The following is an 11721-nucleotide window of genomic DNA, read 5'->3' as shown; positions in this document are numbered from 1 at the left end:
CATTAAGATCTGTTTGAACTTACTCGTTCTTTCTGTCGCTGACAGATTTATTTCTCGTTTTTGACGGGTAATATGTCTCCATATCACCCTCACATTTGGTTCGTCTTATTCAGTTCTCAAAGGTCTTGTCCTCTTTCGAGACAACTATTTTATTCTATCAACTTTTACTAACTTTGTCAACAACTTTTTCAAATTTTTTCAAAAATACTTTCAAGTGATAGGTCATTTATTACCATTTCTTTTGGCAACTTGAATAGTATACGATAGGTCATCCTTATTTGTCAACTATATTTTCTCTCTTTTTTCAAAAAAATAGAAGTAAGCTGACTTACTCCTATTTGTTAAACTTTATTTGGCTTCAATTAATCCTAAATCACCATCTTCACGACGGTAAAGAATGTTAGTTTCACCATCTTCGGCATCAGTATAGATAAAGAAATCATGCCCTAATAATTCCATTTGTAAACGTGCTTCTTCAACATCCATTGGTTTTAATGTGAGATTTTTAGTGCGAACCACTTTTACTTCTGGTGTTTCATCTACTTGCTCTGCTTCAAATTCTGTTGTGAAGACTTGACCAGTTGGAACTTTTTCACGATGTTTTTTTGCAATTTTAGTTTTATTTTTTCTGATTTGACGTTCAATCTTATCAACGACTAAATCGATTGAACCATACATATCTTGTGATACATCTTCTGCACGAAGTGTTACTGAACCAAGTGGGATAGTAACCTCAACTTTTGAAGATTTCTCACGATAAACTTTCAAATTAACACGCGCATCTATTTCTTGCTCTTCAACAAAATACTTTTCGATTTTAGTAAGCTTTGATTCTACATAATCGCGAATAGCTTCTGTCACTTCGATGTTTTCTCCACGAATACTGAACTTAATCATAGGATACCTCTTTCTCGCGCTTGAAGCGCTTTCTTTATCTTTAATACTATTATACCGCTTTCATGAAAATTTGCAAGTTTTAACGTGCAATTGACAAACTTTTGATGTCACTATTTCCAACATGCATTAATAGTTTTTTCAAAGCGATAATGGTGCTACCGGTAGTGTAAATATCATCAATAATGAGGATTTTTGCTGGTAATTCAGAGAGGGTGGAGAGACGATAGGCATCTTTGGATAATAATCTTTCATTTTTAGTTTTAGAAGACTGACGGCTAGTATCCATTCTTTTAAAAAGCATGCAATAGTTAATATTCCCTGCTTCAAGTATAGCAGTCACTTGATTGAAATGACGTTCTTCATAACGCTCCTTACTGATAGGAACTGGAACAGGAGTAAAATCTGGATAGTCTTTTTTAATAACTTGGGCTAATTCTTGAGCAAAGACATGTCTTAGCAAGTAGTCTCCTTGAAACTTATATTGGCTAAAATAAGCTTTCATAGCAGCGTTATACTGATATAAACTTGTGTGATTAACCTCGTATCCTTTGACTTTCCATTCTAAACAATCAGAACATGGAGAGCTTTGGGAAGGAGCGTTACAGGTTTGGCAACTCGTGAAGCTTACCTTTTGAAACCCTTGTTGACACTCCTGACAGAGAGTTGTTGTTTGAGGTTTCAAAAAGAGAATATCCGTTATTCGCAAGTGTAATGGACTAAATTGTTGACATAGGAGGCATATCATTCGAATAACCTTTCTGATTCATTTCTTTAATTTCTTTTCTTGCATTGCGCATTGCTTGGCTAATCCCATCGTGAAAGAAGTACACCTTCCCTGTTGGCCTTTCGATAGATCTCCCCACACGACCTGCGATTTGAACCAAGCTTTGAGAACTGTATCCTCGATGCTGTGCCATGAGCACAAAGACATCCACGCCTGGGAAAGTAACACCCCTTTCCAATATTGTGGTGGTCACCAAAATACCTTTCTTTCCTTGACGAAAGGCATCAATGTCTTTAACTCTGTCAGCTGTTCGGCTATAGACACAGGCAATTTGTTCCTCTGGAAAAGCTAACTTTAATAATTCAGTAACTAATTCTGCCATGGCAATAATAGGAAGAAAAATTAGCAGTGGACATCCTGTTTTCCTTTGTTGACTGATAGATTTAACAAGAGCTCGAGGAAGTTTTTGACAGTGAATTTTTTTTAATAGGCCAAAACTCCTGATAAATTTCGGAAGAATCAAAGGATTATCGTGGAATCGTCTAGCTAATGTCAACTTCTCTAGTTCCCCACTTTTGACCTGCTCTTCCAGTTCTTTGGTCGATGTCGCGGTCAATACGATACTACTAGCGCCTTCTTTAGCGGCTTGCTGCGCTGCATATTGTAGTTGATGATTATTGACAAAAGGAAAAGCATCAACTTCATCAATGATTAAAAGATCAAAAGCCTTATAAAAGGTCAGTAATTGATGGGTAGTAGCTACTATAATAGGACTTCTTTGATAAGCTTCTGAGTCAGCATGTAAAAGAGTAACCCGGCAAGAAAAAGCAGCTTTTAAGCGATTAGCAAGTTCTATACAAACATCGACCCTTGGGCTGGCTAAACAAACCCAACCTCCAGCATTAACAACTGCTGCTATGGCACCATAAATCATCTCTGTCTTGCCGGCTCCGGTAACAGCATGCACTAAAGTAGGTTTTTTAGCATTAACATTCTTGACTATTTGGTTTGAAATACTTTCTTGGTAGGACGTTAATAACCCCTTCCATCGAAGATAATTGGCTATAGGAAAAGGATGTGGAGGTATATAATAAAGAGGCCTATCAGCTTGATTTCGGCCAAAAACGAGACAGAAGCGGCAGTAGTAAGTGCCACTTGGTAATCTCGCTTCTGCGGTTATCTGATAATGACAACGTTGACAAGTGATTTTACCTTTTATGGTTACTATACTTTCCAAGGTCTTTGCCAGATGATTTACTTCTTTTGGCAATTGATGTTTTAAAAATAAACGACCGTAACTGTTTTCGATACTTTCCATACTTTATTATTCGACTTTCTTTGCTAATTTTGACCTTTTCTTGTAAAATTTTCTTATGGAAAACTACAAAACAATCAAAGACAACGGTCTTTTTGAAGAAGAGATCAAAAAATCTCGCTTTATTTGTCAGATAAAACGTATCACTACGGAAGAAGAAGGCAAAGCCTTTATTACAGCAATCAAGAAAGAACATTACAAGGCTAACCATTCTTGCTCTGCTATGATTATTGGTAATAAGAGTCAAATCAAACGTTCTAGTGATGATGGCGAACCTACTGGCACGGCCGGTATCCCAATGCTTTCCGTTTTAGAAAAGCAAGGTCTAACCAATTTAGTTGTTGTTGTCACTCGTTATTTTGGTGGTATCAAACTAGGAACAGGGGGACTGATTCGAGCTTATTCCGGCGTTACTGCTGCTGCTATTAAAGAACTTGGAATTGTTGACGTCAAGAAACAAGCCGGGCTTGAGGTAACCTTGACTTATCCCCAATACCAAACCTATGCTCACTTTCTCGAACAAGTAGCTTTAATGGAGACTGAGACCTTGTTTTCAGACACCATCACAACCGCTATCTATTTTGATCCGGAACGCGAAGAAGAAATCCTGGCTATCTTGACAGATTATTACCACGGTAAGGTTCAGTTCACAACAATTGACCCAAAGATTATTGAAGTTCCTATCATGAAAGAGTGATAGAACTTTATTATCAGAGTGATAGTAAATCTGTATTTTACTTTGAACTAGTATCCTCTTATACTTAAACTAGACTATGATGATAGAGAAATGAGGAAATTCTATGACAGCCATTTACCATAATATAACTGAATTAGTTGGACAAACACCTATTGTGAAGCTTAACCACTTGGTACCTGAAGACGCAGCCGATGTTTATGTCAAACTAGAATCCTTTAACCCAGGTTCTTCAGTTAAAGATCGCATTGCTTTAGCGATGATTGAGGCGGCTGAAGCTGAAGGAAGGATTCAACCAGGAGATACCATTATTGAGCCAACAAGCGGAAACACAGGGATTGGTCTTGCTTGGGTGGGAGCTGCTAAAGGATATCATGTTATTATTGTCATGCCTGAGACCATGAGTGTGGAAAGACGTCAGATTATCCAAGCTTATGGGGCAGAACTTATGCTAACACCTGGAACAGAGGGGATGAAAGGTGCTATTGCTAAAGCTGAAACTTTAGCGACAGAATTAGGTGCTTGGATGCCTATGCAATTCAATAATCCTGCCAACCCAGCTATTCATGAGAAAACAACAGGTCAAGAGATCTTAGAAGCTTTTGGTGAAACCAAAATAGATGCCTTTGTTGCTGGTGTTGGTACTGGTGGAACTGTTTCTGGCGTTTCACATACTCTAAAAATGGCGAGCCCTACTACTGCTATCTATGCTGTTGAAGCTGAGGAGTCTGCTGTCCTATCTGGTCAAGAACCTGGCCCACATAAAATCCAAGGCATTTCAGCAGGGTTTATCCCCGATACCTTAGATACCGAAGCCTATGATCAGATTATTCGCGTTAAGTCTGAAGATGCTCTAGCAACTGCTCGATTAACAGGTGCTAAGGAAGGATTTTTAGTGGGTATTTCTTCTGGTGCTGCTCTTTATGCTGCTATTGAAGTCGCTAAACAATTAGGAAAAGGCAAACAGGTCTTGACCATTTTACCTGATAATGGGGAACGCTATTTATCAACTGAACTTTATAATGAACCATCAATGCCGTAACAATACTTACGTAATTGCTCTGCCATTTTCCCAGAGATAGCAACTATACAAATAAGGATCTTATTTTCTCGGGAAGAGAACCCTAACCGTAAACTTCTGATTGTAAGAATAGCGAAAAAAGAGTCTGGAACGATTACATTCCAGACTCTTTTTAGTGCTCTTTTTTTAGAAACTGCAAGCTTTCTTTAATCCACTGCGGTAATTGCTCTTCAAGTGGCTTAAAGCCAATCTTGTGCCGACTATTGGAAAAGCGATGACGATGAGCAACATGGTGTTTATCTTCTTCAAGGGTTCTGAGAGATAGACTTGCCTTGTGGGTAAATTCATCCACATCAACAACCTGAACCAGTACCTTATCCCCGATTGCCAATAACTGATTGATATTATCAATGAAACCTGTCTTTATTTCTGAAATATGAATGAGACCTGTTCTCCCATTTTCAAGGGCAACAAAGGCTCCGTATGGTTTAATCCCAGTGATGGTGCCATGCAGTTTGTCGCCAATTTTCATTAGTCAAATACCTCGATTGTTTCAATGATAACGTCTTCTTTAGGTTTATCCTGTGCGCCAGTTTCAACGCCAGCAATCAAATCCAAAACTTGGAATGAAGTTTCGTCCACAAGCTGACCAAAGACCGTATGACGACGATCAAGGTGAGGAGTTCCACCATTTTCAGCGTAAGCAGCTGCAATTGAAGCCGGCCAACCACCACGTTCTAGTTCTTTTTTGGCATAAGGAATCTTACTATTTTGAACAATAAAGAACTGACTGCCATTAGTATTTGGTCCCGCATTAGCCATCGACAAGGCCCCACGGAGATTATAGAGTTCATCCGAAAATTCATCTTCAAAACTTTCACCATAGATGGATTGTCCACCCATTCCTGTTCCTGTTGGATCGCCCCCTTGAATCATAAATTCAGGAATAATACGGTGGAAGATAATCCCATCATAGTACCCTTCTTTAGCCAAACCTAAGAAATTGGCTACTGTTTTAGGAGCATGATCTGGGAACAAGACCAGGGTCATTTCGCCATGGTTTGTTTTAATGGTTGCTTTTGGTCCTTTATGGTTTGCCAAATCCAATTGTGGAAACTGTAATTCTTTGTCAATCAATCCTAATTCCTCCAAGGCATATAAAATGCCATCTTCTTCAACTTTTTTTGTGATAAAATCTGCTTTTTCTTGCAGTAATGGATGTGATACTCCCATTGCAATACTGATACCAGCATAGTCAAATAACTCTAGGTCATTGAGTTCATCTCCAAAAACCAAAATGTTTTCAGGTTTTAATCCTAAATGGTCAACTACCTTTGAAACACCTAGCGCTTTTGAAGTACCTTTCAAGACCACATCTGATGAGTTATCATGCCACCTGACCAAACGAAGATGTTCACCTAACTCAGCAGGCAACTGCAAGCCATCTCCCTTGTCCTCGAAGGTCCACATTTGGTAAACATCATGCTGTTCGTTGTAATCTGGACAAACTTCTAGTTGAGCATAAACGTTATCAATAGCATTGCTAATCATGTCATTTCGGGTGGATAACACTGCTTCATGACGCCCTGCCATTCCATAGTAAATCCCCATCTCATCTGCCCATTTTTTATAGGCCACAACGATATCCGCTGGAATAGGGGCTTGGAAAATAATAGTTTTAGCATCATCTTTGACATAAGCACCATTTAATTTGACGCAATAGTCAGCATGTAAATCTTGAACTTCTTGTGGAACACCATAACGAGCGCGACCTGAAGCAATACCAACCAAGATCCCTTTAGCTTTCAAAGCCTTAAATACTCTTTGAATCGACTCAGGCATATAGCCCGTATCTTTAACCCTCAAGGTGTCATCGATATCAAAGAACACCATCTTGATTTTTTTAGCTTTGTATTTTAATTTTGCGTCCATACATTCCTCCAATTTGCTATCCCATATATTATAGCACTAATTATCATCTTGGGGGACTAAATGGTGTCGGAAAGCGTATACAACAGCTTGAGTTCGGTCATCAACTTCTAGCTTAGCAAGAATATTAGACACATGCGTTTTAACGGTTTTCAAGGAGATGAAAAGTTCATCCGCTATAGTTTGATTATCATACCCTTTAGCTAAAAGATGTAGAATATCATACTCGCGCGCGGTTAGCTCTTCATGCAAATCAGGGTGTTGGTCATGCGCTTTAATTTTTTTGTCTACCTCTGTTTCAATGGCCAATTCACCTTTTGAAACTTTCCGAATAGCATTTAGAATTTCGGCTGCACTAGAAGTCTTTAACATGTAACCTTTAGCACCAGCATCAATGACAGGGTAAATTTTCTCATTGTCCAAATAAGAAGTCAAGACCAATACTTTGGCATCTTTCCACTTATCGAGGATTTCCAAAGTCGCCTCAACCCCACCTAATTCTGGCATTACCAAATCCATAACCAGCACATCTGGTTTTAAGGCTAAGGCCAACTCAACTCCCTCACGTCCATTAGAGGCTTCGCCAATAACGTCGATATCTGGTTGTAAATTCAAAAAACTTTTAAGTCCCATACGGACCATTTCATGATCATCCACTAGTATCACTCTTATGTTACTCATCGTCATCTCCCCTCACTATTGGTAATCGAATATCCATAGATACTCCTTTACCTTTTTGGCTAATTAAATGCATCGTTCCTGCTAAATCATCTACTCGATCCTCAATATTTTTTAAGCCATAACTTAAATCTCTTACCTCATCCATATCAAATCCAATTCCATTGTCAAGCATCTTCAGTTGCAACTCACTTGGTGTCTGATTAAGGTAAACTTCTATACGGCTTGCCTTGGCGTGTTTTAAGGTATTGCTGATAAATTCTTGCGCAATTCGAAAAAGATTATCTTCCATCGCCCTCGGTAGTTCGCCGATATTTTCTTTGTAGATGACTTCAATGTTGCTTTTATCGGTTAATTCTTTGAGAATCATATGGAGGCCCTCAGATAGGGTGCGATTGGCTAATTCTGTGGGTCTTAGATGCAAGAGTAAAATCCGTAAATCATTTTGAGCATTTTGCAACATGGCTTCGACAGTCACCAGCTGAGTTTGTAGTTGTTCCTTATCCAGTTGCTCTAAACTCATGGAAACACCGGATAGAATCAGCGAAGAGGCAAATAATTCTTGACTAACCGTATCGTGTAAATCCCTAGCAATCCGCTTACGTTCCTGTTGAACAATTTCTTGGCTATCAATAATATAAGCACTTTCTTTTTTCTGCATGTTAGTTGTCATATGAGACATCTTCTCAGAAAGTCTGCTTAAATTGGTGTTAATTTCAGAAGTTTCCTCTAAATGAATGCGCTGATTATTGAGAATGCGTTTCAAATTTTGATTAATCGTGCGTTTGCTATTATCGTCTAAAATAATCCATAACAAAAGCAACAAGAGGGTCACTGAAACAATTAATAACAAAATAGAAAACCCTAGCCGTTCAACCTGCCACAAGTGACTGCGAAGGTAAGCGAACGTGATGCCTAAGTTGTCCATAACCACAAAAACAATGGATAGGATAGTGATGGTAGAATAGAGCCAAACAAGTGCATAGTAACGTTTTTTCATTGTCTATCCACCTCAACGTTTCCTGCAATCGTGGTAACTACAATTTTTACCTTCTTTAGTTGCTGATTCTCTGCTTCTCTTAGTTTGATAGATTCATTACGAAGATCATATTGCTGACACTCAAAAAAATCAACACTGCCATATATTGAGCTAACATCCAAGGTAACATCTACATCAATTGGAACTAAAATTTTGGTATTTCCAAAAATTTTACGAATCACGATAATATTATCCATACCTGTTACAATAACATTAGTTAAGTCAATAATGTCGTTGCCTGAGATGCGAATAATGTTAATATCATCAAAGGAATAATAATCACTTTCATAGTTAGCTGCACCAATCCACTGATGCTTGGTGTTGTCCACATCAATCTTTTCTTCCTTAAAACGAATCAAGGCAAAGCGATTTTTCTTTTTAACCTGAGAAAAATGATTAATAAAAACGTAAATAATCCCCAGTAAAACAGCCAAGATAATATAAGGATTGAGCATAAAAATCAAGAAAAGGAGCAATAAACTCACTGTTAAAAGAAAATTATTGCGGCTATCTTGATTGTAGAAACGTAAAGCCAATAGAATCAATACTAAAATTAGAATAAAACTTGATAAATCGTTGTCCAAAATGGTCATAATTCCCATTGCTAAGAGCAAGCATTCAACAAGTAAAAAGAATTGAAATTTTTTCATTAGAGCCCTCTCGTTTCCTTGTATTTTATCAAAAAAGAACTGAAAATGCACCTTTACACGGTAACTCACAAAAAAGAATAGCCAGCTTAATGCTATTGTAGCATGAAACTAACTATTCTTTGGTTTTTAAGGGGTTTGACCAGTTGATTCCGATGGGCTTAATTCAGTATTACTACTTGTTCCCGTTCCATCATTTGTTGAGGAAATGCTAGAACTTGCCTCAGAACTGGTTGAACTACTTGAAGAATGCGTTTCTTCTGGGTAAAGGTAAAGGCTTATCTCACCTTTTTCAGAGAGGCTCAAAGTGGTACCGTAATAAGGGGTTTGACCACTGACAATAGCTTTTGAACTTGGAGAATTAACCTGAACAAAACCTGTTGCTGAACTTGAGCTTGGAGCATAAGCTTTAATCCTCGAAGCTTCAATACCTAATGCTGTCAAAGTATTTACTGCATCAGCATAGGTATATTCTGTTACCATAGGCATAATGACTGTGTCACTCACGGCAACACTAAGAGTAATTTTAGATTTCCCATTAGGATTAAATTTATCCCCTGAACTCGGAGATTGGCTAATAACAGTATTTTCCGTGTATTCATTGGTCACGATTCGTTCAATCTTAATCTTCGATTTAGGAACACCGTAGGTTTCCATCAAGCTAGCCATGGCTTCTTGATAATCAATCCCTTTGTAGTTTTCCATCTCAAACCCTTTATTGCCAATTGACAAGTAAACTGTGATAGCTGAACCCTTGCGCTTGGCTGTTCCCGTTGGTGGATCTGTTCGGACAACATTCCCTTCCGCAACAGTATCACTTTCAATCTGTCTCACCTTACCAACTTTCAAGCCTAAATCTTGCAGTTCCTGCTTTGCAACTTTAAGACTGACACCTGTCACATTAGGAACTTTTACTGAGGTAGGTTTTGTTAGCACCAAGTAAGTGAAGAGAGCCACACCTACAATAAAGAGAGAAAAGAGGATTTTTAACAAAGTACCCAAGAAACGACCATTTCGCTTCTTTTTTTGTGGTTTCTGGAGTGTATCCATCTGATTAGTGTGTTCTAAACGACTTTCAGTTGTGGACGTAACAGGAGTTGGAGCTACTTTTGGCGTCGTTACTGGTGCCGGTGTTACTTTAGGGAGAGGTTTTGTGCTTTCCACATCATCAAAAATAACTTTCCGTTCACGACTCCGATTGTAACTGAGAGCCGTCATCAGATCACGACTCATTTCAAAGGTTGATCCGTAACGATCGCTTAATTTCTTAGCTGTTGCTCGGATAACCACATTCTCTAAAGCTTGCGGTACATTGTGGTTTTCGTCAATAATAGACGGAAGAGGCTTTTGGAAATGTTGCAAAGCAATGGTAACAGCACTATCGCCATCATAAGGGATATGTCCTGTCAACATTTCAAAGAGCATAATTCCCATCGCATAAATATCACTTTGAATGGTCGCTTTTGAGCCGCGAGCCTGCTCAGGCGATAGGTAATGGACGCTTCCCAACATAGAGTTGGTTTGAGTCAAACTCGTTTCCGCAAAAGCAACGGCAATCCCAAAGTCAGTTACCTTAACCACACCATTTTTAGTTAAAAGAATGTTTTGAGGTTTTAAATCTCTATGAACAATCCCTTTCTGGTGAGCTAATGTCATGGCAGAAAGCACCTCTTCCATGATTCTGACCACTTCATTATTGGATAGAGGAGCATGATCTTGAATATACTTCTTTAAGTCAGCGCCATCTACGTATTCCATTACTAAAAATTGCTGTCCGTCTTCTTCACCTATATCCCGGATGGCAACAATATTAGGATGGTTTAACTCAGCCATGGCACGCGCTTCCCGTTGGAAACGGGCAACCGCTACCTGATCTGTCTGATAATTGGTACGTAAGACCTTGATTGCAACGTCTTCATTATCCAAGATTAGATCATTTGCTAAATAAACATCCGCCATACCACCGCGGCCAATAGATTTTAGAATGCGATAACGACCAGCAAATAACTTGCCAATCTGAATCATTCCACGTCCTCACTTTCGTTGTGAACCAAAGCGATAGTGATATTATCTAGACCCCCTCTTAGGTTAGCCAAGTTAATCATTTCTTGATTTTTCTCATCAAGGCTGAGTTCGCGACCTAAGATATCGACAATCTCATCATTGGAAATCATATTGGTCAAACCATCGCTATTAATCACAAGGTAATCACCTTTTTCTAGAACCTTGATGCCTAGGTCAGGTTCTACTGGAGCAGCTTGACCGATAGATTGAGTGATGATATTTTTTTGTGGGTGGCTAGCGGCTTCTTCTTCTGTGATTTGACCCGCCTTAACCAATTCATTCACCAAAGAATGATCACTGGTCAATAGGGTATAATGCCCGTCGTGAACAAGACCAATTCGTGAGTCGCCAATATGAGCATAAATAGCGTTAGATTCAACCAAAGCAACTGCTTCAACGGTTGTTCCCATCCCTTTAAAATCTTCGGATTGTCCTAAGTCGTAAATGCGCTGATTTTCTGACTCAATAGTGGTTAACAACCAATCTCTAATCTCACTTAATTCTGTAAAATCTGTTTTGATCCATTCCCTACCAAGATCTGTAACTGTCATCTCGCTAGCGATATTACCAGCTCTATGACCGCCCATACCGTCTGCTAACACTAATAGGGTGATGCCTTTTTTATTATCAAACTTATTGATAAAATCTTGATTGTTTGAGCGTTTTTGCCCAATGTCTGTTTTTAATGAAATCTTCATACGTTTTTTCTGACT

General features: G+C 38.7%; 12 protein-coding genes. 2 read left to right on the top strand and 10 right to left on the bottom strand.

From position 1 onward, the window contains the following. Positions 1-348 precede the first annotated feature (348 nt). From hpf to ACYTR8_RS04265, 3 genes are all read right to left on the bottom strand, one after another. Complete coding sequence (gene hpf, locus ACYTR8_RS04275) at positions 349-897, bottom strand: ribosome hibernation-promoting factor, HPF/YfiA family (RefSeq protein ID WP_003061817.1); 549 nt, start codon at positions 895-897, stop codon at positions 349-351. 79 nt (positions 898-976) lie between these two features. Next, entirely contained in the window at positions 977-1642 is a 666-nt protein-coding gene (locus ACYTR8_RS04270) for a ComF family protein (RefSeq protein ID WP_479641720.1), read from the bottom strand. Next, on the bottom strand, positions 1614-2939 hold the full coding sequence (locus ACYTR8_RS04265) for an ATP-dependent helicase ComFA (protein ID WP_479641719.1): 1326 nt from the start codon (positions 2937-2939) through the stop codon (positions 1614-1616). The genes ACYTR8_RS04270 and ACYTR8_RS04265 overlap by 29 nt, the downstream gene beginning before the upstream one ends. A 55-nt stretch (positions 2940-2994) precedes the next feature. Between ACYTR8_RS04265 and ACYTR8_RS04260 the strand changes: the two genes are divergently transcribed. After that, positions 2995-3633, top strand: a complete 639-nt coding sequence (locus ACYTR8_RS04260) for a YigZ family protein (RefSeq protein WP_479641718.1) — start codon at positions 2995-2997, stop codon at positions 3631-3633. 103 nt (positions 3634-3736) lie between these two features. Then, a complete protein-coding gene (gene cysK, locus ACYTR8_RS04255) occupies positions 3737-4672 on the top strand; it encodes a cysteine synthase A (protein ID WP_012767420.1) in 936 nt (311 codons plus the stop codon). A 151-nt stretch (positions 4673-4823) separates the two neighbouring features. Here the strand turns inward: cysK and ACYTR8_RS04250 are convergent, their stop codons facing one another. The 7 genes from ACYTR8_RS04250 to ACYTR8_RS04220 all read right to left on the bottom strand — a co-directional run bounded on the left by ACYTR8_RS04250 (position 4824) and on the right by ACYTR8_RS04220 (position 11706). Continuing rightward, positions 4824-5183, bottom strand: a complete 360-nt coding sequence (locus ACYTR8_RS04250) for a S1 RNA-binding domain-containing protein (protein ID WP_443597584.1) — start codon at positions 5181-5183, stop codon at positions 4824-4826. Beyond that, on the bottom strand, positions 5183-6583 hold the full coding sequence (locus tag ACYTR8_RS04245; protein WP_479641717.1) for a bifunctional Cof-type HAD-IIB family hydrolase/peptidylprolyl isomerase: 1401 nt from the start codon (positions 6581-6583) through the stop codon (positions 5183-5185). Before ACYTR8_RS04245 ends, ACYTR8_RS04250 begins: the two co-directional genes overlap by 1 nt. 36 nt (positions 6584-6619) lie before the next feature. Beyond that, positions 6620-7261, bottom strand: a complete 642-nt coding sequence (locus tag ACYTR8_RS04240) for a response regulator transcription factor (protein WP_014612503.1) — start codon at positions 7259-7261, stop codon at positions 6620-6622. Continuing rightward, on the bottom strand, positions 7254-8258 hold the full coding sequence (locus tag ACYTR8_RS04235; protein WP_003061197.1) for an envelope stress sensor histidine kinase LiaS: 1005 nt from the start codon (positions 8256-8258) through the stop codon (positions 7254-7256). Before ACYTR8_RS04235 ends, ACYTR8_RS04240 begins: the two co-directional genes overlap by 8 nt. Further along, on the bottom strand, positions 8255-8947 hold the full coding sequence (gene liaF, locus ACYTR8_RS04230; RefSeq protein WP_479641716.1) for a cell wall-active antibiotics response protein LiaF: 693 nt from the start codon (positions 8945-8947) through the stop codon (positions 8255-8257). The genes ACYTR8_RS04235 and liaF overlap by 4 nt, the downstream gene beginning before the upstream one ends. 126 nt (positions 8948-9073) lie before the next feature. After that, positions 9074-10969, bottom strand: coding sequence for a Stk1 family PASTA domain-containing Ser/Thr kinase (gene pknB / locus ACYTR8_RS04225; protein WP_479641715.1), 1896 nt, complete (start codon positions 10967-10969; stop codon positions 9074-9076). Further along, positions 10966-11706, bottom strand: a complete 741-nt coding sequence (locus ACYTR8_RS04220; RefSeq protein ID WP_111717293.1) for a Stp1/IreP family PP2C-type Ser/Thr phosphatase — start codon at positions 11704-11706, stop codon at positions 10966-10968. Before ACYTR8_RS04220 ends, pknB begins: the two co-directional genes overlap by 4 nt. Between the last annotated feature and the right edge of the window lie 15 nt (positions 11707-11721).

This window comes from Streptococcus sp. F2, from assembly GCF_056500955.1.
This window is presented reverse-complemented; position numbering and strand designations above follow the sequence as displayed.

Excerpts from the sequence above, each read along its gene's own strand:
- hpf (WP_003061817.1), bottom strand. The coding sequence starts at position 897 with ATGATTAAGTTCAGTATTCGTGGAGAAAACATCGAAGTGACAGAAGCT.
- ACYTR8_RS04270 (WP_479641720.1), bottom strand. The coding sequence starts at position 1,642 with ATGATATGCCTCCTATGTCAACAATTTAGTCCATTACACTTGCGAATA.
- ACYTR8_RS04265 (WP_479641719.1), bottom strand. The coding sequence starts at position 2,939 with ATGGAAAGTATCGAAAACAGTTACGGTCGTTTATTTTTAAAACATCAA.
- ACYTR8_RS04260 (WP_479641718.1), top strand. The coding sequence starts at position 2,995 with ATGGAAAACTACAAAACAATCAAAGACAACGGTCTTTTTGAAGAAGAG.
- cysK (WP_012767420.1), top strand. The coding sequence starts at position 3,737 with ATGACAGCCATTTACCATAATATAACTGAATTAGTTGGACAAACACCT.
- ACYTR8_RS04250 (WP_443597584.1), bottom strand. The coding sequence starts at position 5,183 with ATGAAAATTGGCGACAAACTGCATGGCACCATCACTGGGATTAAACCA.
- ACYTR8_RS04245 (WP_479641717.1), bottom strand. The coding sequence starts at position 6,583 with ATGGACGCAAAATTAAAATACAAAGCTAAAAAAATCAAGATGGTGTTC.
- ACYTR8_RS04240 (WP_014612503.1), bottom strand. The coding sequence starts at position 7,261 with ATGAGTAACATAAGAGTGATACTAGTGGATGATCATGAAATGGTCCGT.
- ACYTR8_RS04235 (WP_003061197.1), bottom strand. The coding sequence starts at position 8,258 with ATGAAAAAACGTTACTATGCACTTGTTTGGCTCTATTCTACCATCACT.
- liaF (WP_479641716.1), bottom strand. The coding sequence starts at position 8,947 with ATGAAAAAATTTCAATTCTTTTTACTTGTTGAATGCTTGCTCTTAGCA.
- pknB (WP_479641715.1), bottom strand. The coding sequence starts at position 10,969 with ATGATTCAGATTGGCAAGTTATTTGCTGGTCGTTATCGCATTCTAAAA.
- ACYTR8_RS04220 (WP_111717293.1), bottom strand. The coding sequence starts at position 11,706 with ATGAAGATTTCATTAAAAACAGACATTGGGCAAAAACGCTCAAACAAT.